20 protein-coding genes and 1 pseudogene are annotated in these 22,029 nt (G+C 65.0%); 7 read left to right on the plus strand and 14 right to left on the minus strand.

Annotated elements, in window-relative coordinates:
• Positions 1-170, minus strand: a pseudogene (locus tag IC66_RS49180) (DUF2865 domain-containing protein); the annotation flags it as partial.
• Between the two features lie 249 nt (positions 171-419).
• Complete coding sequence (gene pyrE, locus IC66_RS0108185; RefSeq protein ID WP_008136514.1) at positions 420-983, minus strand: orotate phosphoribosyltransferase; 564 nt, start codon at positions 981-983, stop codon at positions 420-422.
• A gap of 173 nt (positions 984-1,156) precedes the next feature.
• Between pyrE and IC66_RS0108190 the strand changes: the two genes are divergently transcribed.
• Positions 1,157-1,783: a glutathione S-transferase family protein gene (locus tag IC66_RS0108190; protein WP_038947326.1), complete on the plus strand. Its 627-nt coding sequence runs from the start codon at positions 1,157-1,159 to the stop codon at positions 1,781-1,783.
• A gap of 162 nt (positions 1,784-1,945) precedes the next feature.
• On the opposite strand, the gene IC66_RS0108195 is transcribed toward IC66_RS0108190, so the two are convergent.
• The 3 genes from IC66_RS0108195 to IC66_RS0108205 form a co-directional block, all read right to left on the minus strand.
• Complete coding sequence (locus tag IC66_RS0108195; protein WP_038947327.1) at positions 1,946-2,581, minus strand: LysE family translocator; 636 nt, start codon at positions 2,579-2,581, stop codon at positions 1,946-1,948.
• A gap of 275 nt (positions 2,582-2,856) precedes the next feature.
• Complete coding sequence (gene polA / locus IC66_RS0108200; RefSeq protein WP_038947328.1) at positions 2,857-5,904, minus strand: DNA polymerase I; 3,048 nt, start codon at positions 5,902-5,904, stop codon at positions 2,857-2,859.
• Positions 5,905-6,166: 262 nt separating this feature from the next.
• The gene (locus tag IC66_RS0108205) at positions 6,167-7,234 is read right to left on the minus strand and encodes an acyltransferase family protein (RefSeq protein ID WP_038947329.1); all 1,068 of its coding nucleotides are present in this window, start codon (positions 7,232-7,234) and stop codon (positions 6,167-6,169) included.
• Positions 7,235-7,429: 195 nt separating this feature from the next.
• On the opposite strand from IC66_RS0108205, the gene IC66_RS0108210 reads away from it, so the two are divergent.
• The 6 genes from IC66_RS0108210 (at position 7,430) to IC66_RS0108235 (ending at position 14,202) form a co-directional block, all read left to right on the plus strand.
• On the plus strand, positions 7,430-8,746 hold the full coding sequence (locus tag IC66_RS0108210) for a UDP-glucose dehydrogenase family protein (protein ID WP_028140857.1): 1,317 nt from the start codon (positions 7,430-7,432) through the stop codon (positions 8,744-8,746).
• A 130-nt stretch (positions 8,747-8,876) separates the two neighbouring features.
• Entirely contained in the window at positions 8,877-11,351 is a 2,475-nt protein-coding gene (hrpB, locus tag IC66_RS0108215; RefSeq protein ID WP_038947330.1) for an ATP-dependent helicase HrpB, read from the plus strand.
• A gap of 119 nt (positions 11,352-11,470) precedes the next feature.
• The gene (locus IC66_RS0108220) at positions 11,471-11,983 is read left to right on the plus strand and encodes a TIGR02281 family clan AA aspartic protease (RefSeq protein WP_028140855.1); all 513 of its coding nucleotides are present in this window, start codon (positions 11,471-11,473) and stop codon (positions 11,981-11,983) included.
• Positions 11,984-12,046: 63 nt separating this feature from the next.
• Positions 12,047-12,343, plus strand: a complete 297-nt coding sequence (locus IC66_RS0108225; RefSeq protein ID WP_038947331.1) for a nucleotidyltransferase family protein — start codon at positions 12,047-12,049, stop codon at positions 12,341-12,343.
• Positions 12,333-12,545 (plus strand): HepT-like ribonuclease domain-containing protein, encoded by a 213-nt coding sequence (locus IC66_RS0108230; protein ID WP_049806490.1) that lies wholly within the window; start codon positions 12,333-12,335, stop codon positions 12,543-12,545. Before IC66_RS0108225 ends, IC66_RS0108230 begins: the two co-directional genes overlap by 11 nt.
• Positions 12,546-12,702: 157 nt before the next feature.
• Entirely contained in the window at positions 12,703-14,202 is a 1,500-nt protein-coding gene (locus tag IC66_RS0108235) for a phosphomannomutase/phosphoglucomutase (protein ID WP_038947333.1), read from the plus strand.
• Positions 14,203-14,360: 158 nt separating this feature from the next.
• Here the strand turns inward: IC66_RS0108235 and IC66_RS0108240 are convergent, their stop codons facing one another.
• The 9 genes from IC66_RS0108240 to IC66_RS0108280 form a co-directional block, all read right to left on the minus strand.
• On the minus strand, positions 14,361-14,870 hold the full coding sequence (locus tag IC66_RS0108240) for an Lrp/AsnC family transcriptional regulator (protein ID WP_011090847.1): 510 nt from the start codon (positions 14,868-14,870) through the stop codon (positions 14,361-14,363).
• A 97-nt stretch (positions 14,871-14,967) separates the two neighbouring features.
• A complete protein-coding gene (locus IC66_RS0108245) occupies positions 14,968-15,891 on the minus strand; it encodes a sugar kinase (RefSeq protein WP_028140852.1) in 924 nt (307 codons plus the stop codon).
• Positions 15,892-15,897: 6 nt separating this feature from the next.
• Complete coding sequence (gene nudC, locus IC66_RS0108250) at positions 15,898-16,836, minus strand: NAD(+) diphosphatase (protein ID WP_028140851.1); 939 nt, start codon at positions 16,834-16,836, stop codon at positions 15,898-15,900.
• 10 nt (positions 16,837-16,846) lie between these two features.
• Positions 16,847-17,266, minus strand: coding sequence for an HIT domain-containing protein (locus IC66_RS0108255; RefSeq protein WP_028140850.1), 420 nt, complete (start codon positions 17,264-17,266; stop codon positions 16,847-16,849).
• A 255-nt stretch (positions 17,267-17,521) separates the two neighbouring features.
• Positions 17,522-18,649: a muconate cycloisomerase family protein gene (locus IC66_RS0108260; RefSeq protein ID WP_028140849.1), complete on the minus strand. Its 1,128-nt coding sequence runs from the start codon at positions 18,647-18,649 to the stop codon at positions 17,522-17,524.
• A complete protein-coding gene (locus tag IC66_RS0108265; protein ID WP_038947334.1) occupies positions 18,646-19,401 on the minus strand; it encodes an SDR family NAD(P)-dependent oxidoreductase in 756 nt (251 codons plus the stop codon). Before IC66_RS0108265 ends, IC66_RS0108260 begins: the two co-directional genes overlap by 4 nt.
• Positions 19,401-20,195, minus strand: coding sequence for an amino acid ABC transporter ATP-binding protein (locus tag IC66_RS0108270; protein WP_028140847.1), 795 nt, complete (start codon positions 20,193-20,195; stop codon positions 19,401-19,403). Before IC66_RS0108270 ends, IC66_RS0108265 begins: the two co-directional genes overlap by 1 nt.
• A complete protein-coding gene (locus IC66_RS0108275) occupies positions 20,192-20,854 on the minus strand; it encodes an amino acid ABC transporter permease (protein WP_028140846.1) in 663 nt (220 codons plus the stop codon). Before IC66_RS0108275 ends, IC66_RS0108270 begins: the two co-directional genes overlap by 4 nt.
• 128 nt (positions 20,855-20,982) lie before the next feature.
• On the minus strand, positions 20,983-21,828 hold the full coding sequence (locus tag IC66_RS0108280) for a transporter substrate-binding domain-containing protein (RefSeq protein ID WP_028140845.1): 846 nt from the start codon (positions 21,826-21,828) through the stop codon (positions 20,983-20,985).
• Positions 21,829-22,029: the final 201 nt, after the last annotated feature.

Raw genomic sequence — 22,029 nt, forward strand, 5'->3', positions numbered from 1 at the left:
GTTGCGGCATTTTGCTGCCCGCTGAAGGGATCGGCGTAGGAGCTCGACTGTTGCGGCACCTCGCGCTGCGGCCGCTGCTGCTGCATGCCGCCGAAGAAGAAGTCGAACAGGCCCTCGGCCGAAACCGGAGCCGGAGCCGCAAGTGCTCCAAGGGTGGCGGCCACAAGCATCGCGCGACGCCGCCGGCGCGCATGGGACAGGACTGTACGCAACGCTCACTCCACCCGACGCTACTGAACCGGCCGGGACCCCAAGGGGTCTCAGCACATGATTCACCATAAGGCGCGATGGTAAATGAGCAGTTGAGCGGAGGCGGTTTCAAGACGAGGCGGTGGCCTCTTTAGGGCCGGGCGCAGCTTTGGACGGATGGTTGCTTCCGGGGCACACTGAGGCATGACGGCGAGGGATGTTTCGCCGCGTCAGGCCTTCAAGAATTCCGAGGCCTTGTACAGCGAGCGGAATGGCAGGCCGGCCGCACCGAACGTGTCGGTGGCGCCTTCCTCGCGGTCGACCATGGTCAGCACCAGCACCACCTCGGCGCCGGTCTCGCGCACCGATTCCACCGCCTTCATCGCCGAGCCGCCTGTCGTGGTGACGTCCTCGACGATCACGACGCGCTTGCCCTCGAGCGTCTCGCCTCTTGGCAGGCCTTCGATCGCGAGCTTGGCGCCGTGCTCCTTCGGCTTCTTGCGCACGAAGAACGCCGCGATCGGATGGCCCTTGATCCAGGAGATCTGCGCCAGCGCCCCGGCGAGCGGCACCGCGCCCATCTCGAGGCCGCCGATGAAATCAAGGTTGTCGTCCTTCAGCGCCTCATAGGTCAGCTCGGCGAGCAGGGTCGCCCCCTCGGGGTCGAGCATGGTCGGCTTGAGGTTGAAGTAGAAATCGCTCTTGCGGCCCGACGCGAGCGTCACCTCGCCGCGGCCGAATGAGCGCCGGCGGATGATTTCGAACAGGCGGGCGCGGGAGGCTGATTTCGACACGGCGGTCCCTCGGGAGCGTTTTTAGAGGAGGCGGAATTTATCCGCGACAGCCGCGACATTCCAGAGGGGGCGTCCCTCGTCAACAGGGATCGGCCATCCCCGGCCGCCGGTTGTGGGGGCGCGACGTTCTGGAGTAGGTGGGATGCCAAACCTGTTGGGGAAGGAAGCAAGGAATGACCATCGAGCTGCACACCTGGAACACGCCGAACGGCCGCAAGATCTCGGTCGCGCTGGAGGAAATGGGGCTGCCCTACAAGGTGATCCCGGTGAACATCACCAAGGGCGAGCAGATGGCACCGGGGTTCCTCAAGCTCTCCCCGAACAACAAGATTCCCGCGATCGTCGACCCCGAGGGCCCGGACGGCAAGCCCGTCAGCATCTTCGAATCAGGCGCGATCCTGCTCTATCTCGGTGAAAAGACCGGCAAATTCCTGCCGAAATCGCTGGGTGCTCGGATCCCGGTCTATGAATGGCTGATGTGGCAGATGGGCGGCTTCGGCCCGATGCCGGGCCAGGTGCACCATTTCATCGCGCTCGAGAACGAGCAGGATCGCGCCTACGGCCTGAAGCGCTATATGGCCGAGACCCGCCGGCTCTACGGCGTGCTAGACCACCGCCTGGGCGGCCGCGACTTCGTCGCCGGCGACCTCTCGATTGCCGATTTTGCCATCCTGGGCTGGGCCTGGCGTCACCCTCGCCACAAGGTTGAGCTGACCGACTTCCCCAACGTCAAGCGCTGGTACGAAGCCTTGATGGCGCGCCCGGCGGTGAAGCGGGGCATGGAGGCGAAGCTGGATTGATGGGGTCTTGCCCTCTCCCCCTGTGGGAGAGGGTGGATCGACGCGAAGCGGCGAGACGGGTGAGGGGTCTCCATCCTCACGAACAGTCTTGCGAGCGGAGAGAACCCCTCATCCGGCGCTTCGCGCCACCTTCTCCCACAAGGGGAGAAGGAAGAAAGTGCCTCACACCTTCTTCGCTTCCACCGCCATCCGTACCGCGAGCCCGGCCAGCACCGTGCCCATCAGCCAGCGCTGCACCAGCATCCAGCTCGGCCGGTTCGCCAGGAATTGCGCGATCGATCCCGCCGCGAGCGCGATCATCGCGTTGACGCTGACGCTGATCGCGATCTGGATTGCGCCGAGCACTACCGACTGCGTCAGCACGCTGCCGGCGGTGGGATCGATGAACTGCGGCAGCAGCGCGAGATACAGCATCGCGATCTTCGGGTTGAGCAGGTTGGTGACGAAACCCATCGCGAACAATTTGCGCGGACTGTCGATGGCGAGCTGTTTCACCTGGAATGGCGAACGTCCGCCCGGCTTCATCGCCTGCCAGGCGAGCCAGAGCAGATAGCCCGCGCCGGCAAAGCGCAGCGCGTCATAGGCAAAGGGAATGGCGAGCAAGAGCGCCGTGATGCCGAACGCCGCGCACAGCATATAGAACACGAAGCCGAGCGCCACGCCGCCGAGCGAGACGATGCCCGCCGCCGGCCCCTGCGTGATCGAGCGCGAGATCAGATAGATCATGTTCGGCCCCGGCGTGAGCACGAGGCCAAGGCAGACGAGGGCGAAGCCGAGCAGGGCTGAGGTGTGGGGCATGGGTGAACCGGTGCGGGAGATGGCACGGTTCTAATATGCGAGGCGAGGTGGGGCCATCGCGCAATTGCTCGGAGGACAATTCAGGTTCTCGCATGTCACTCCAACGTCGTCCCCGCGAACGCGGGGACCCATACCCCCAGGGAGAAGTTTGACGCGCGATAGTCATGGGCAATCTTCGCCAAACCCGATCCAGTGGCTATGGGTCCCCGCTTTCGCGGGGACGACACCGACCGTGTGGCGTCAGCGAGTGCAAGCGGGAGAGGTAAAGAGCAGCCTCAATGCGCCTCGTCCCAGTTGTTCGCCGCGCGCGCATCGACATGCAGCGGCACCGACAGCAGCACGGCCGGGAACGGTGCGTCCTGCATCACGTGCTGCACGACGGGGAGCGTCGCCTCGACCTCGGCGTCGGGCACCTCGAAGATCAATTCGTCGTGCACCTGCAGCAGCATTTGCGCCGACAGCTTCTTCTCGGCGAGGGCATCCTCCACCCGCGTCATGGCGCGGCGGATGATGTCGGCCGCGGTGCCCTGGAGCCGCGCGTTGATCGCGGCGCGCTCGTTGAAGGCACGCACCGAGGCGTTGGAGGCCTTGATGTCGGGGTAGTGGCATTTGCGGCCGAACAGCGTGGTGACATAGCCATTCTGCCGGCAGAAATCGCGCGTCTCGTCCATGTAGGCGCGGATGCCGGGGAAGCGCTCGAAATATTTCTTGATGTAGGCCGAGGCCTCCTCGCGGGCGATGCCGAGCTGGTTGGCGAGGCCGAACGCGGAGATGCCGTAGATGATGCCGAAATTGATCGCCTTGGCGCGGCGGCGGATCTCGCTCGGCATGCCCTTGATCGGCACGCCGAACATTTCCGACGCCGTCATGGCGTGAATGTCGAGACCGTCGCGGAACGCCTGCTTCAGCACGGGAATGTCGGCGATCTCCGCCAGCAGCCTGAGCTCGATCTGCGAATAGTCCGCGGAGACGAGCTTGTGTCCGGGTGTTGCGATGAAGGCGCGGCGGATTTTTCTGCCGTCCTCGGTGCGCACCGGGATGTTCTGCAAATTCGGCTCGTTCGACGACAACCGGCCCGTCGTGGTCGCGGCCAGCGCGTAGGTCGTGTGCACGCGATGGGTCTGCGGATTGACGTAGGTCGGCAGAGCGTCGGTGTAGGTCGATTTCAGCTTCGAGACCTGGCGCCACTCCAGGATCTTCTTCGGGAAGTCATGGCCCTGCTCGGCGAGCTCGTCGAGCACCTGCGCGGTGGTCGACCAGGCGCCGGTCTTGGTCTTGGTGCCGCCCGACAGTCCCATCTTGCCGAACAGGATGTCGCCGATCTGCTTGGGGCTGCCGACATTGACCGGCTCGCCCGCGATCTCCTGGATCTCGGCCTCGACGCGGGCCGCGGTCTGGGCGAAGTCGCCGGACAGGCGCGACAGCACCTGGCGGTCGATCGAGATGCCGCGCCGCTCCATGCGCGCAAGCACCGCAACCAGCGGCCGCTCCAGCGTCTCGTAGACCGCGGTCATATGCTCGGCGACCAGGCGCGGCTTCAGCACGCGCCAGGCGCGCAAGGCGACGTCGGCGCCTTCCGCCGACAGTGCCGCGGCCTTGTCGATCGGCACCTGGTCGAAGGTGATCTTGCCCTTGCCGCTGCCGAGCAGCTCGCTCTCCTTCAGCATGGCGTGTCCGAACCAGCGCTCGGACAGCGATTCGATCGCGTGCGACCCGCGGCCGGCATCGAGCACGTAGGAGATCAACTGCGCATCGTCGGTGTTGCGCAAGGTGATGCCGTGCTGCGCCAGCATGACGGCGGTGAATTTGAGATCGAAGCCGATCTTGAGAATGCCCGCCGATTCCAGCACCGGCCGCAGGGCGTCGATCGCATCGGCATGCTTGACCTGATCAGGTGCAAGGCCGGCGTCGAACAGGCCGGCCCCGCCGCCAGCTTGCTTGTGCGCCAGCGGCACATAGCAGGCCTCGTTCGGCGCCAGCGCCAGCGCGATGCCGCAGAAATCGGCCTGCATCGGATCGATCGAGTTTCCGCGGATCTCGACCGCGACATGACCGGTATCGTGGATGCGGGCGATGAAGGCGTTGAGCTCCTCGAGCGACTTGATCGTTTGATATTTGGCGCGATCGACTGGAAGCCTGCGCAGCGCCTCTTCGCGCGCGGCGGCCAGCGAGATCGGCGCGCCCTTCGGGCTCGCAGCCTTGTCCTCCTTGCCCGCTGACCTGTTGGGCTCTTTCGCCCGGGCTTGCGCCGACGTATCGCCGCCCGGCGCAGGCACGACATCGGAGGGCGGCAGCGTCGTGAACACGCTGGCGCCGCTGGCATAGCCAGGGTCGGCATCGACATTGGCGGGATCGATTTGCGAATATTCGGCGACGCGTCGCGTCAGCGTCGTGAATTCCATGGCTTTCAGGAAGGCGATCAGCTTGCGTGCGTCGGGCTCGTGGACCGCGAGGTCGTCCAGCGGCACATCGAGGTCGACCTTGTCGTCGAGTAGCACGAGCTGCCGCGAGATCCGCGCTTTCTCGGCATTCTCGAGCAGCGCCTCGCGCCGCTTGGGCTGCTTGATCTCGCCGGCGCGGAACAACAGTTGATCGAGGTCGCCATATTCGGTGATCAGCTGCGCCGCGGTCTTGATGCCGATGCCGGGCACGCCGGGCACGTTGTCGGTGGAATCGCCGGCCAGAGCCTGTACCTCGACGACCTTGTTCGGCGGCACGCCGAATTTCTCGATCACCTCTGGGATGCCGATGCGGCGATCCTTCATGGTGTCGTACATGGTGACGCAATCGGTGACGAGCTGCATCAAATCCTTGTCGGAGGACACGATGGTCGCGCTGGCGCCGCGCTCGCAGGCCTGCCGCACATAGGTTGCGATCAGGTCGTCGGCCTCGAAGCCCACTTGTTCCAGGCAGGGCAGGTCGAAGGCGCGGACCGCCTCGCGGATCAGCGCAAATTGCGGGATGAGATCGTCAGGCGCCGGCGCCCGGTGGGCCTTGTATTCCGGGTAGATCTTGTTGCGGAACGTGACCTCCGACTTGTCGAAGATGATCGCGAGGTGCGTCGGCCGGTTGTCTTCCGGCATGTCGCGGAGCAGCTTCCACAGCATGTTGCAGAAACCGAGCACGGCGTTGACCTGCAGGCCGTCGGACTTGCGGTTCAGCGGCGGCAGCGCGTGGTAGGCGCGGAAGATGTAGCCGGAACCGTCGACCAGGAAGATGTGGTCGCCCTTGCCGGCCGCCCTTGCTGCAACCGGTTTGGCAGCAGCTGTCGCGGCAGTGGGGGGATCGGCTTTGGCGGAGGTCTTCGGGGAGGTCTTTGGCATGGCCGCAATGTATGAATTTTTGCGGGCTTTGACAGCCTTGGGAAGGGGATTTTTGCCCTCAGCCCACACTCAATTGTCGTCCCGGACAAGCGCAGCTCTTGGCAACGCGTAGCGTTGCCGGGAGCGGAGCGTCGATCCGGGACCCATAGCCACAGGGAGGAGTTTGGCGAAGGCTGGTGGTGACGAGGCCCTGGTACGGAAGCCACGATCCATCGATAGATCACGCGGTATGGGTCCCTGCTTTCGCAGGGACGACAGATTGCTACTCCGCCGCCTGCAACACCGGCCCAGCCTTCTTCGGCGCAATCCAGAACGCCTCCGGCCGCTCGAACAGGAAGTGCGCATTGAGCCGTAACGCGCCCCGCCAGATCGCGAGTGCGCCGAGCACGCCGGCGACGGTGACGATCAGCGATACCGTGCCGATATCGGGAATGATGCCGGTGCGCAGCAGCAGCGTTCGCGTCGCCGCCATCGGCAGGAAGAAGGCGAGATAGATCACGATCGAATGCTCGCCGCAGTAGCGGAAGAAGTTCAGCCATTGCGCGCGCGCGAGCAGCGTGCCCATCGTGATGATGGCGCAGGCACCGGCAAAGCCGAGCACGAGCGAGACGACCTTCCATTCGCTGGCCCCCGACGCGACGAGGCCGGCATTGACCAGTGCCCAGGTCGCGAGCGCTGCGAGCGCAAGGACGGGATGCTTCCGCGCGCGATCCGACAGCGCGAACACGTAGGGCGCGAACAGATAGCCCGAATAGAAATAGACGAAGCGTGAGCAGAACTCGTCGATCGCGGTCCAGCCGGTCGAGATCCGGGCTGTCTCCAGGGCGGCGGCGACCAGCCAGATCGCGAGCGGCGGGAATTTGCGTGTCAGTTTTGTGACGACGAAGAAGACCGGCAGCAGATAGATGAACCACAGCGTGCCGAACGGCTCGATGAAGGATTCGAGATACAGGAGACCAACGTGATGCCAGCTCGTCTCCGCCGCGAAAGCGGGCGCCTTGAAGCCGAATTGGATTGTCACCCAGACGACATAGAAATAGGCGAAATGCACCACCTTGCGGTCGAGATAGGTTCGCCAGTCCCGATCGATCACCAGTGGCAGGAACAGGCCCGAGATCAGGAAGAAATCCGGCATCCGGAACGGCTTTGCGAAGGCCACGGCGACATGCATGAAACCGGTCTCGCCGGCGGCGAGCTCGACCCCCAGCACCGAATGCATCATCACGACCATGATGATGCAAATGCCCTTGGCGTAGTCGATCCAGTCGACACGCGCGGCAGAAGGGGATTGGCTGCCTCCGCTCCCTGCAATTGTGCCAGATGGTGCCATGGTGTCTCTTTTCGAGGCGCGTTCCGCCCTGTCCTGTTCGGGTGCGAGGCAGTGTGGGGCCTGCACGGTTTCCGACTTCTTTACCGGTTCAATTCCCATGCCGCTTTTTTGCCTGCGGACTGTTCCCTCCCCTCGGGAAAATGCTAAACCGCCCCGTGTCGGGGTTTCGTTAACCAATCTAAAACAGGGATTTTCATGCGCATCGCGATGATCGGCACGGGTTACGTGGGACTGGTGTCAGGAGCCTGCTTTGCTGATTTCGGTCACGACGTCACCTGCGTCGACAAGGACGAGAAGAAGATCGCGGCGCTCCATCGCGGCGAGATTCCGATCTACGAGCCCGGCCTCGACGAGCTGGTCGCGACCAACGTCAAGGCCAAGCGGCTCGACTTCACCACCGATTTGTCCAAGCCGGTCGCCGATGCCGATGCCGTGTTCATCGCGGTCGGCACGCCGTCGCGGCGCGGCGACGGCCACGCCGACCTCTCCTATGTCTACGCCGCAGCGAAGGAGATCGCGCGGTCGCTCACCGGTTTCACCGTCGTGGTGACGAAGTCGACCGTGCCGGTGGGCACCGGCGACGAGGTCGAGCGCATCATCCGCGAGACCAATCCCAAAGCCGACGTCGTGGTCGCCTCCAATCCAGAATTTCTGCGCGAGGGCGCGGCGATCCGTGACTTCAAATTTCCCGATCGGGTCGTGGTCGGCACCTCCGACGAGCGCGGCCGCAAGGTGATGGGCGACATCTACCGTCCGCTGTCGCTGAACCAGGCGCCGCTGATGTTCACGGAGCGTCGCACCGCCGAGATGATCAAATACGCCGCGAACGCGTTTCTCGCGACCAAGATCACCTTCATCAACGAGATCGCCGATCTCTCGGAAAAGGCCGGCGCCAACGTCCAGGAGGTCGCGCGCGGCATTGGCCTGGACAACCGCATCGGCACCAAATTCCTGCATGCCGGTCCCGGGTTCGGCGGCTCGTGCTTCCCGAAGGACACCAAGGCGCTGATCAAGATCGCGCAGGATTACGACGTCTCCTTGCGTATCGTCGAATCCGTGCTGGCCGTGAACGAAAATCGCAAGCGCGCGATGGCGCGCAAGGTCAGCCAGGCGCTCGGCGGCTCGCTGCGCGGCAAGACCATTGCGGTGCTCGGCCTCACCTTCAAGCCCGACACCGACGACATGCGCGATGCGCCGTCGATCCCGCTGGTGACAGGCCTGATCGACATGGGCGCGACGGTCAAGGCGTTCGATCCCGTCGGCATGGAGCAGGCCAAGGGCGAGCTGCCCGATATCACCTATTGCGAGGACGCCTATTCCTGCGCGCAAGGTGCCGACGCGCTCGTCATTGTCACCGAATGGGTGCAGTTCCGTGCGCTCGATCTCGACCGGCTGAAGAGCGTCATGGCGCAGCCCGTGGTCGTCGACCTGCGCAACATCTACCGCCCCGAAGACATGGAAGCCGCCGGCTTCACCTATGACAGCATCGGCCGCCCGCCTGTGCAGGGCTGATCGCCACACACGATTGTCATACCCCGCGAAGGCGGGGTATCCAGTAATCCCGATCTTCGTGATGATCGGGATCTGAGTTGACTGGATCACCCGCCCGGCGCGCAAGGCGGGTGATGACGGATGCGAGATCTTGCCCCGCAGTTTCGACACACCCCTCCCGATCGATGCCGTGCTCGACGATTTGTCGCGCGCGCTGGAGGCCAGCAATGCCGCCGTGCTGGTGGCGCCGCCCGGGGCCGGCAAGACCACGCGCGTGCCGCTCGCGCTGCTCGATGCGCCCTGGGCGAAGGACAAGAAGATCATCGTGCTGGAGCCGCGGCGTATCGCGGCGCGCGCCAGCGCCGACCGCATGGCCAAATCGCTGGGCGAGCGCGCCGGCGAGACCGTCGGCTATCGCGTCCGGTTCGGCTCGAAGATCTCGCGCACCACGCGCATCGAGGTGGTGACCGAAGGCATCTTCACCCGCCAGATCCTCGACGATCCCGAGCTGTCAGGCGTTGCCGCCATCCTGTTCGACGAATTCCACGAGCGCTCGCTCGATGCCGATATGGGCCTCGCGCTGGCGCGCGATGCGCAGACCGGTCTGCGCGAAGACCTGCGCATCCTCGTGATGTCGGCGACGCTCGATGGCGCGCGCGTCGCAAGGCTGCTTGGGCAAGCGCCCGTCGTCGAGAGCGAGGGGCGGGCCTTCCCCGTCGAGACGCGCTATCTCGGCCGCAAGGCGGATGCGCCCATTGAGCGGCAGATGGCGGATGCGATCGCATCCGCGCTGCGTGCCGACAGCGGCTCGGTGCTGGCGTTCCTGCCGGGCGCCGCCGAAATCCGCCGCACCCAGAATTTCCTCGGCGAGCGCGTGCAGGACGCCTCGATCGAGATCGTGCCGCTGTTCGGCGCGCTCGATGCCGCCGTGCAGGATCGCGCCATTTCGCCTGCACCCAAAGGCATGCGCAAGGTGGTGCTGGCGACGTCGATCGCGGAGACCTCGCTGACGATCGAAGGCGTACGCATCGTGGTCGATTCCGGTCTTGCCCGCGTGCCGCGCTACGAGCCCGACATCGGGCTGACGCGGCTCGAGACCGTGCGCGCCGCGCGTGCGGCAGTGGATCAGCGCCGCGGTCGCGCCGGCCGCACCGAGCCGGGTGTCTGCTACCGGCTCTGGGACGAGCCGCAGACGGCTTCGCTCGCGCCCTACACCCAGCCGGAAATTTTGAGCGCCGACCTGTCTTCGCTGGTGCTCGATCTCGCGCAATGGGGCGTGAGCGATCCCGCCGCGCTGTCGTTCCTCGATCCGCCGCCGGCGCCCGCGTGGAAAGAGGCAAAAAGCCTCCTCTCCGAGCTCAACGCACTCGATGGCGATGGCCGCATCACCGCAGAGGGAAAAAGCCTGCGTGCACTGGCGCTGCCGCCGCGGCTGGCGCGCATGATCGTGGATTCGCATCGCGCAGGCGAGGGCGAAGCCGCCGCCGAGATCGCGGCCATCATCACCGAGCGCGGGCTTGGCGGCGACAGCGTGGATCTCGAGCATCGGCGCGACCAGTTTCGCCGCGACCGTTCGCCGCGCGCCGCCAGCGCGCGCGATCTGGCGCGGCGCTGGGCCTCGCAAGTGGCGGCTTCGGAGAAGGCCGGGCCGCAGGATGATCTCTCGACCGGCTTGATGCTCGCCTATGCCTTCCCCGATCGCGTCGCGCGCAATCGCGGCAATGGCAGTTTCGTGCTGGCCAACGGCCGTGGCGCCGCCGTCGAGCAGACCTCCTCGCTCGCCCGCGCGCCCTACATCGCGATCGGCGAGATGACCGGGACGGCGGCGAGCGGGCGTATCCTGCTCGCCGCGCAGATCACTGAGAGCGAGATCGAGCGGCATTTCGCCGAGCATATCGAGAGCGCCGACGAGATTTCGTTCGACCGCGGCGCGATGGCGCTGCGCGCGCGGCGCAAGCGCGTGCTGCATGCGATCACACTGTCCGAAGCGACACTTGCCGTCTCGCCCTCCGAGGATACCGCGCGTATCTTCGCGGATGGATTGATCGCCGCCGGCCTCGATCGGCTGCCCTGGTCGAAGGCTGCAAAGCAATGGCGCGACCGGGTGATGTTCCTGCGCAAGGCCGAGGGCGACAGCTGGCCCGACCTGTCCGACGAGGGATTGATCGCGCGCCGCGACGACTGGCTGGTGCCGGCGCTCTACGACAAGATCGCGCTCAAGGACATTTCGCCCGGCGATCTCTCCGACGCGCTGATGGCGCTGCTGCCGTGGGAGATGCGCGCGCGGCTCGAGCGCGAGGCGCCGACGCATTTCGAGGCGCCGACCGGAAGCATGCTCGCGATCGACTACGAGGCCGAGCAGGGGCCGACCATCGCGGTGCGGCTGCAGGAATTGTTCGGCCTCAACGCCCATCCCTCGATCGCCGCCGGCAAGGTGCCGCTGGTGCTGGAATTGCTGTCGCCGGCGCAGCGCCCGGTGCAGGTGACGCGCGACCTTCCCGGTTTCTGGCGCGGCAGCTACGCCGCGGTCCGTTCCGACCTGCGCGGCCGCTATCCCCGTCATCCCTGGCCGGACGATCCGGCCAGCGCCGTGCCGACCCGGCGGGCCAAGCCGCGCGGGACGTGAGGGCGCATTAACCGTCCGCTCATCCTTTTCGTCAAAATAGCATCGCTCTGGCCGCAGCAATGCTCGCGGCTTGGTGTGCCGCGTGTTGAAATCGAGCTTTCCGGCTCGGAAGTGGTGTGATGCGTAACATTATGATCATCGCAGCCGTCATGATCGGCCTCGGCACCTTCATGGCGCAGATGGCGGACAGGATGAGCTCCGCCTCCGCAAGCTCGGCGCCGCGCACCACTGTCGCCGTCGCGGCCACTGCGCCCGCCGGGGGCCGCAGCCTCGCCGTTTCCCGCGATGGCCGGGGTCATTTCCAGACCGAAGGCCGGATCGAGGGTCAGCGCATCGGCTTCATGCTCGACACCGGCGCCTCCGTGGTTGCGCTGAATGAGACCTCGGCGGCCCGCTTTGGCCTGCGTCCTTCGCGCAGCGATTACAACGCCACCGTCTCCACCGCCAACGGCACCATCAAGGCCGCGCGCACCCGCATCGCGATGCTCGAGGTTGGCGGTCTGGTCGTGCGCGACGTCGACGCCATGGTGCTGCCCGACGAGGCGCTGTCGGAGAACCTGCTCGGGCTCTCCTTCCTGTCCCGCCTGAAGCGCTTCGAATATTCCAACGGCCAGATGGTGCTGGAGCAGTAGGCGGAGTTTTAATTGGCCTGGGAGGGCCTCCCTTAGGGCCAGCTTGGGTGCTATATTCCGCCCATGGACACCCCAGACGCGATTGCTATCCTCCGACAGTCCGAGCGCGCCCTTCGCGAGCGGGGCGTTTTGCATGCGGCGTTGTTCGGTTCGGTCGCGCGGGGTGACAATCGTCCCGGCAGCGATATCGACATCATGGTCGAGATCGACCCCGACGCGCGGATCACTGTGTTCGACTACGTCGAACTCAAGGAATACATTTCCAATCTGTTTGACGGCCCGGTTGACGTCGTCAATCGCGACGGTCTGAAATCATACGTCGCTCCTGCCGCGACGGCCGATGCCGTCTATGCCTTCTGATCGCATCGACGGGACCCTGCGGGACATCCTGCATCACATCGACTTGGCGACCGAGTTCGTCGGAAGTCTCGATCGCGAGGCGTTCGCGGCGGACATCCGGGCGGTCTATGCCGTTACGCGACGTCTGGAGATCATTTCAGAAGCGTCTCGCCGCTTGCCAGAGGATCTGAAGACCAGGCACCCAGCACGACTGCAGAGTTAGCCCATTCCGGTCATACATTTGGTACCGCCCTCGCGGTAACGTTTCTTCGTTACCAAACTGCCGCAATTATCGGCCATAAGCCTTCATTCCCGCCTTCCGCTGCGGCCCTGCATTCGCTAAGGCTGCCTCAATTCCTGCCCTTCACGAGACCGTCTCAATGTTCCCGAAGCCGAAATCCGTCCTTTTGCCCAACACCTACGCCTTCGAATCCGAGCCGATGGTGAAGCCTACGGGCTTTCGCGAATACGACGCGCGCTGGTTGTTCCAGAAGGAAATCAACCTGATGGGGGTGCAGGCGCTCGGCATGGGGCTGGGCGCGCTGATCGCCGAGATCGGCGTCAAGCAGGAGATCGTCACCGGGCATGATTTCCGTGGCTATTCGGCCTCGATCAAATACGCGCTGATCTCCGGTCTGATGGCTGCGGGTTGCAAGGTGCATGACATCGGTCTTGCGGTGACGCCGATGGCGTATTTCGCGCAGTTCGATCTCGACGTGCCCGCTGTTGCGATGGTGACCGCCTCGCACAACGACAATGGCTGGACCGGCGTGAAGATGGGCGCCAACCGTCCGCTGACTTTCGGCCCCGACGAGATGACGCGGCTGAAGGAGATCGTCCTGAACGCGGAGTTCAAGAACAAGGCCGGCGGCTCCTACCAGTTCCACGAGAACTACCCGGCGCGCTACATCGCCGATCTCACCAATCGTCCGAAGCTCAAGCGCAAGCTCAAGGTCGTCGCGGCCTGCGGCAACGGTACCGCCGGCGCTTTCGCGCCGCAGGTGCTGGAGGCGATCGGCTGCGAAGTGATCCCGCTCGACACCGAGCTCGACCACACCTTCCCGAAATACAATCCGAACCCCGAGGACATGGAGATGCTGCACGCGATCCGCGATGCGGTGCTGCATCACAAGGCCGATGTCGGCCTCGGCTTCGACGGTGACGGCGATCGCTGCGGCGTCGTCGACAATACCGGCGAGGAGATCTTTGCCGACAAGGTCGGCGTGATGCTGGCGCGCGACATGTCGGCGATCCACAAGGACGCGCAGTTCATCGTCGACGTGAAGTCGACCGGCCTGTTCGTCACCGATCCGGTGCTGCAGAAGCAGGGCGCCAAGGTCGCCTATTGGAAGACCGGCCATTCCTACATGAAGCGCCGCACCAACGAGACCGGCGCGCTGGCGGGCTTCGAGAAGTCCGGCCATTTCTTCTTCAACAAGCCGTATGGACGCGGCTATGACGACGGCCTGGTGTCGGCGATCGCGATCTGCGACATGCTCGACCGCGCGCCGGGCAAGTCGATGGCGGACCTGAAGAACGCGCTGCCGAAGACATGGTCGTCGCCGACCATGTCGCCGCATTGCGCCGACGAGACCAAGTACGGCGTCATCGACCAGGTGGTGAAGCATTTCGAGGGCTTGCAGGCCAAGGGCGCCAGGATCGGGGGACAGGCGATCCGCGACCTCGTCACCGTCAACGGCGTGCGGGTCACGGTCGAGGACGGCAGCTGGGGCCTGGTGCGCGCCTCCTCGAACAAGCCCGAGCTCGTCGTCGTGGTCGAGAGTCCGGTCTCGGAGCAGCGCATGCACGACATGTTCGAGATGGTGAACAGCGTGCTGCGTACGCATCCCGAGGTCGGCGAGTACAATCAGACGATTTGAGCAGTTTCAGAGATACTGGACGCCGCTATCTCCGCCGTCATGCCCGGGCTTGTCCCGGGCATCCACGCCTCTCCTCTTGCGCGAATGCAAGGACGTGGATGGCCGGGACAAGCCCGGCCATGACGATTGCCGAAGGAGCGTCGTCCTCCGTCGAGCAGCTAAGCCGCCACCACCGCCGGAATCGGCAGCGCTGTCACCGACTTGATCTTCTCCATCGCGAAGCGCGAGGTGACGTTCTTCAGCGGCACGGCGCTGATCAGCTTCTTGTAGAACACGTCATAGGCCTGCATGTCCGCGACCACGACGCGCAGCATGTAGTCGACGTCGCCGGCCATGCGATAGAACTCCATCACCTCGGGCATCGCGCTGACGGCTTCGGCGAATTTCTTCAGCCAGGCGTCGGAATGGTCGGAGCTCTCCACCGAGACGAACACGGAGATGCCGAGCCCGATCTTGTTCTGGTCGACCAGGGCCACCCGCTTCAGGATCACGCCGTCAGCCTCCAGGCGCTGGATGCGCTTCCAGCAGGGGGTCGAGGACAGGCCGACGCGGTCGCCGATTTCGGCGACGGACAGGGAGGCATCTTCCTGCAGCACCATCAGGATCTTGCGGTCGATGGCATCGAGGCGGCGGCTGGTCTCGGGGATCTGGACGGCGAGGTCGGTCATTTGAAGAACTTTGTTCCATTTCAGGGGCTGATTTCCCTGATATAGAGAAAATCTTTCCCCAGCAAGCCCATAATCTCGGCTCATCGATGGAATTGCTCTAGGGCCTCCCTCGCAAAAATCCTTCAACTTCAATACGTTGGGGTGCAGCCATGCCGCCGCCATGGCGGGTGCATTTCAGTGCTGCAGCGGCCGCGGCGAATCGCAGCGCCTCCGGCACCCCCTTACCCTCGGCGAGGCCAAGCGCGAAGGCGCCATGAAAGACGTCGCCGGCGCCGAGCGTATCGACCGCCTGGACCGGGAAGGCCGCCGTCTCTTCCGGCTCGCCTGCCTCGTTCAGCCAGATCGTACCGAGCGGACCGCGGGTCGCGGCAAGGAAGGCCGGCGTCAGCCTGGCCAGGCGTTGCAACGCCTTGGCGTCGTCGGCGATGCCGGCGGTCTCCTGCACCTGCTCGCTGGCGAACAGCAGATGCGAGGCGGCGGTCAGCAGGCCGTCCTGCAACGACATCGCGCGATCGACGCCGACGATGACGGGAATGCCGCGTCGCCGGGCCTCGGCGCAGAGATCAACGCAGAATGAGGCACAGCGGCTTTCGACGAGGACCGCACGGCAATCGGCCAGCAATTCGTCGGCATTGGGCAGCTTCACGCGCCACAGGCCGGGATCGCGATAGATCGTGAGCGTCCGCTCGCCCGAGGGATCGATCATGATCGCCGAGACCGGCGTGGTCATATCAGGCATGCGCACGATATGCGTGGTGTCGATGCCCTCCTGCGCCATTTGGTCGAGGATGAAGCCGCTCGATGTCTCCCGCGCATCGCCCATGGGGCCAGCGAAGAAGACGTGACCACCAAGCCGCGCAATCGCGATCGAGGCATTGAGCGCGTTGCCGCCGCAGATCTCGGCGAGGTGGCTGGCGTTGGCCTTGCTGCCGCGCGCCGGCACGGACTCGACCCGAAAGGTGAGGTCGCGCACCGGAATGCCGATGCAGAGGATTCGCGGCGCGATCCCGGGTGCGGCCATCGGCGGTCAGCTCTTGTCGTGCACCCAGCGGCCGAGCAAATGATGGGCGATGGCGAAGGGATGCGGGCCGGCGAGCCCGTCCGGATGCGTCCGCGTCAGCATCAGAGCTGCCTCCTCGCGCGTGAACCAGCGCGCATCCTCAAGCTCCGAGTGATCGACGATGATGTCCTCGCTCACAGCTCGCGCGCTGCAGCCGATCATCAGCGACGACGGATAGGGCCAGGGCTGCGTCATGTAATATTGCACGTCGGTGCAGCGGATCCCGGATTCTTCCAGGATCTCGCGGCGCACCGCGTCCTCGATGGTCTCGGCGGCCTCGACGAAGCCGGCGAGGCAGGAATACATCCCTGCCGGAAACTGCTTCTGGCGGCCAAGCAGGCACTTGTCGCCGGAGGCGACGTGCATGATCACGACAGGGTCGGTCCGGGGAAAATGCTCGGCCTTGCAAGCCGGGCACTCGCGCTTCCAGCCGCCTTCCTTCATCGCGCTGCGCGAGCCGCAATTGGCGCAATAGCCGTGGCGCTGGTGCCAGCCGACCATCGACTTCGCCATCGCGATCGCCGACAGCTGGTCGGGAGGAATCGCGCCCTGCATCGCCATGCCGCGCAGCTCGGTCACGGTGTAGTCCTCGCGTCCCACCAGCTTCTCGGCGGCGGCCTGCGACAGGCCCATGCCGAACATCGCGGCGCCATCCCGCAGCCCCAGGAAGATCGTGCCGGGATTGGCGCCGCACTTCAGCGCCTCGTCGATCGAGAGCAGCGCGCGAATCTTGTCGCCCTCGCGCTTGACCAGGAGCGAGTCGCGATAAACGACATAGGCGCGCGAGGTCGGCTTCTGCTCCATCGCGAACAGCTTCTGGTCGTCGCGGCGCAGATGCGCGGCGCGATCGAGGATGTTGGTGACGAAGGCCGGCTGTCCTAGCGGAAATGCGTTGAATGCTGACATTATCGTTCTTTCAACCCAACCAGATCTTGCGGCGAAGCGCGCTGATGAAATTCTGAACCTCTGCGGCGTCATGCGCCAATGGCGGCATCACGCCCCAGACCGGCCGCGGCCAGGCCGCGTCACTGGTGCGGCGCGCGATGATGTGAACGTGAAGCTGCGGCACGAGGTTGCCGAGCGCCGCGACATTGAGCTTGTCGCATCTGGTGATCTCCTTCAGCGCGCGCGAGACGCGGGAGATCTCCGTCATCAGCTGCGCCTGCTGCACCTCGTCGAGATCGATGATTTCGACCGCGTCAGCGCGCCGTGGCACCAGCAGCAGCCAGGGATAATGCGCGTCCTTGATGACCAGCACCTTCGACAGCGGCAGATCGCCGATGTCGATGGTGTCCTCTTTCAGGCGGGAGTGCAGCGACCAGGCGGGTTCGGGCATATGCGTTTCCGGATGGCCCGGTGAATTCGGGCGTGTTGGGCACGACCATACGATAGGGATTCCCTGAGGGGAAGGATGGCGCCCCGCTGTCACCGCATACGCGGTCGTCGTCCCGGACAAGCGAAGCGCAGATCCGGGACCCATAACCACAGGCAGTCGTGTGGCGAAGACTCGTGGTTGCCGGCTCGCGCACCAACCTCGCCCTGTGGTTATGGATTCCGGGCTCGCGCTGCGCGCGCTCCGGAATGACGGAAACTACGCCTCCGCCAGCACCCGCGCATTGGCGCGGACCGAGGCTTCGCTGACGCGAATGCCAAGGCCGGGCCCGTCGGGCACCACGACATGGCCGGCGCGGTTGGCGACGCGCTCTTCCAGCACGTCCTCGGTCAGCACGTGGTGCGGCATGTAGAATTCGCAGCCGAGCGAGATGCCCGGCGTCGCCGCGATCAGCTGCGTGCCGGCGGCTAGCCCAATGCCGCCTTCCCACAGCGTGCCGCCATAGCCGGGCAGCCCGGCGATGTCGGCGATCGCCATGATCGCCTGCGCCTCGAACAGGCCGCCGGCCTTCATCAGCTTGATCGAAACGGCATCGGCGGCTTCGCGGCGCACCACTTCCATCATGTCGCGGCGGTCGAAGCAGCTTTCGTCGGCGAGCACGGGCGTTTCCAGCGCGGCGGTGAGCTGCGCCATCACGTCGAGGTATTTGCGCGGCACCGGCTGCTCGATGAAGGTTGGCGCAAACTCTTCGACATCGCGCAAGATCTTGATGGCGCCGAATGGCGCGAGTGCCTGGTTGTAGTCGACGCGCAGATCGACCTTGTCGCCGAATTCTTTCCGGATCGCCTCGAGATGATCGAGATCCTCGCGGTGCGGTTTCACGCCGGTCTTGACCTTGTAGATGACATTGCCGCCCGGAACCATCTTTCGCATGCGCTCGAGGTCGGCGGCGAAATCCGGATCGGCGATGGAGAAGGAGAGGGGAATCGTGTCGCGCACGCGGCCACCGAGCAGGTCGGCAACCGACAGCCCCGACGATTTGCCGACGATGTCGAGCAGCGCCATCTCGATGGCAACTTTGGCCTCGGCATGGCCGACCAGCGCGCGGTCGAGCTCTGTCATCAGCGCGCGGATCCGGCGCACCGGCTTGCCGAGCACGATGGGACGCAGATAGATGTCGAGCGCGGCGAACGCGGCTTCCGGCGTTCCCGTGAACACCTCCCATGGCGCGGCTTCACCCCAGCCGATCACGCCATCGCTCGCGGTGAGCTCGATCAGCACGCGCTTCACCGTGCCCTTGACGTTGCCGACGCCCTGCAGGCGCGCCATCTTGATCGGGCTTTCGATCAGGAACAGCCTGAGACGTTCGACGGTCGCTTCGCTCATGTCAGGCCTCCATTGACGTGCCAGACCTGGCCGGTGACGTAGGATGCTTTGGGGGATGCCAGGAAGGCGATGATCTCGGCGACCTCTTCTGGTCGCCCGCGGCGGCGCATCGGGATCAGCGCTTCGGTCGCCGCGATCTGCTCGGGCGACAGCCGGCTCTCGCCCGGCTTGTCCTTGATGATGAGGCCCGGCGACACCGCGTTGACGGTGATGCCGTCGCTGGCGAGCTCGATCGCGGTCAGCCTCACCAAGGCTTCCAGCGCGGAACGGCTCGCGGCCGTTGCCGCGAACGGTGCGAATTCGGGCCGGATCGCATGTGCGACGAAGGAGGACACGGCGACGATCCGTGCATCATGCCCCGCGCGCAGCAGTGGGAGCGCGGCATCAACAAGACGCGTGAAGGCCAGCGCCGACTCGTCCATCGCCTGCCGGAACTGATCGGCCGGCGTGCCGATCGCGCTGCCGCGGCGGGCATGGCCGCCGACCAGGATCAATCCGTCGAGCCGGCCGAAGGCGGCTTTCGCGGCGGCGATGGCGACGGTGGCCGCGCTCTCCTCGGCGAGGTCGCCGAGGCATTTTGCGGCCACGGCGCCCTTCGCTTCAATGTCCACTGCGGTGGCTTGAAGACCTTCCGCGTTCGATCGCGTGTGCAGCAGAAGTGCGGTGCCGGGCGCCGCGAGCAGCTTTGCGGTGGCACGGCCGATGCCGCTGGCGGCACCGGTGACGAGATAGACGCGGTTGATATCGGACATCACGATGCCGTTGTGGCCGTCGGCAGCGCGCCGGTGCGGTGGAAATGGCTGAGGAAGGCACGCGTGGCGGCTTCCCTGGGATTGTCGATCACCTGCCGCGCCGGGCCTTCCTCGACCACGACACCGTCGCGCATGAAGATGAGGCGGTCGGCGACCTCACGGGCAAAGGCGATCTCGTGGGTCACGATCACCATGGTCATGCCTTCGGAGGCCAGTTGCTGGATCACGCTCAGCACCTCGCCGACCAATTCAGGATCGAGCGCAGAGGTGGCCTCGTCGAACAGCATCACATCGGGCTCCATCGCCAGCGCGCGGGCGATGGCGACGCGTTGCTTCTGTCCGCCGGACAGCGTCGCCGGATATTGGTCGGCCTTCTCGGCAAGGCCGACCTTGGCGAGCTGGGCACGCGCGAGCGTCTCCGCGTCCGCCTTGGCCATGCGCCGCACCGTAACCGGTCCCTCCATCACGTTCTCAAGCGTCGTCATGTGCGGGAACAGGTTGAAATGCTGGAACACCATGCCGGTGGTAGCGCGGAATTTTGCCAGCGTCTTCACATCAGGCAGTTTTGCACCTTCACCAAATGCAAAGCGCGTGTCGCCGACGCGGACGCTGCCGCCATCGGGCACGACCAGCAGATTGATGCAGCGGAGCAGAGTCGACTTGCCGGAGCCCGACGGGCCGATCAACGCCACGACGCCGCCCTTGGCGACGTCGAGATTGATGTTCTTCAAAACCTCGTTGCTGCCAAAGCTCTTGCGAAGGCTGCGGATCTCGATCTTTTGCGTCTCGCTCATTCGCTGACCGCCAGTCGCTTCTCGCCGCGGCGGACGAGGATGGTGAGCGGGATCAGGATCGCCGCATAGGCGACCGCGACCGCGGTGTAGGTCTCCAGCGGCCGGTAGCTGTCATGGGCGGCGACCTGGCTCTGATAGACGAGGTCGGGCACCGCCAGCACCGAGACCAGCGAGGTGTTCTTGAACTGGATGATCGACTGGTTCATCAGCGCCGGGATCATGCGCTTGATCGCCTGCGGCAGCACGATGCGCCGCATGGTCTGGATCGGCGTCATGCCCAGCGCGGCGCCGGCTTCGGACTGGCCGCGGTCGATCGAGATGATGCCGCCGCGGATGATCTCCGAATAGAACGAGCCGCCATAGAGCGAGAGCGCCAGCGCCGAGGCCGTGATCGGCGTCATCTCGACGCCGGCGAGGATCGGCAGCGCGTAATAGAACCAGATCAGCTGCACGAGGATCGGCGTGCAGCGGAACGCCTCGATGAAGGTGAGCGCGAGAAGACGCAGCGCCTTGAACCGCGACAGGGTCCCGAACGCTCCGAACAGGCCGAACAGCAGCCCGCACACGACGATGACGACGGTGAAGCCGACGGTGACGCCGAGTCCGTTGAGAAACAGCCAGCGATAGCTCCAGAGGATGCCGAAGTCCCACTGATACATGCGTATGTTACTCGTCGTACGCCTTGGCCGCTGGCGTTGTCGTTCCGGGGCGATGCGAAGCATCGAACCCGGATCCTCGAGATTCCGGGTTCTCGCTTCGCGAGCCCCGGAATGACGAAAGTGGAAACTTACAACGAAACGCCCGGCGGAATGTCCGCTTCGGTCACGCCCACCAGCTCCATGTTGGTGATGATCGCGTTGCGGATGAAGCCGAGGCCCTTGTTGAAGTCGATCCAGGTGTTGACGTAATCGCGCCAGGTCTTGTCGGTCTCGCGGCGGAAGCCGGCATTCGAGGTCGTTGCGAAGATCGGCGTCGGCAGCACGAGCTGGCCGAGCGAGGGGTTCTTCTTCAGCACGGTCAGCGACAGCATGGTGATCAGGCACTGCGCGTCGACGCGGCCGGTCTGCAGCGCCGCGGTGGCGTCGTCCGCGGTCTTCAGCCGCGTGATCTGCGCCTTCGGCGTCAGGCGGCTGACGACCTGATCGTGCGAGGAGCCCTGGTCGACGGCGATCTTGATGTCGGGCGAGTTCAGCTCGGCCCAGCTCTTCGGCTTGAAGTCCTTCTTGCAGAGGATGGCGAAGGCGTTGTTGAAGACCGGCACCGAGAAGTCGACCACCAGCGCGCGCTTCGGGGTCGGGTTGAGGCCGAAGAAGATGTCGATCTTGTTGGCCTGCAGGTCGAGCACCGAATTGCCCCAGGTCGTCTCGGTGATCTCGAGCTCGGCCTCCATGTCGTCGGCGAGCCCCTTGGCGATGTCGATGTAGAAGCCCTTCCACTGGCCGCTGGAGAGATCCTTCATGTAATAGGGCGCGCCGCCGCCGACCGCGCCGATTCGCATCTTCTTGGTGCGGCGGATGCGGGCGAAGGTCGATTCGTTCGGATCGGCGGTCTGGGCCACGGCCGGCGAAGCCAGCGCGGCCGCGGTCATCGCGCCAAGTCCGACAATCGATGCAACATCACGACGTGTAACCATTGGGATCAATCGCTTTTCTGGTTGGGACAGGTTCCGTCAGGTTCATACCAAGGTCGCACTTTCAGTGAAAGCACAGCCTATCGGCTGGGCAGATCGGGAATTGCCCGGATGCTGGGCAGGCGCCGTCGATCAGGGGCGATAGCCGCTTGCTTTCCGCCCCTTTTGGCCCCAAATAGGGACCGGGAGATTGGCGGTGGGCGA

Source organism: Bradyrhizobium genomosp. III (genome assembly GCF_000261705.1).
GTDB lineage: Bacteria > Pseudomonadota > Alphaproteobacteria > Rhizobiales > Xanthobacteraceae > Bradyrhizobium > Bradyrhizobium ottawaense.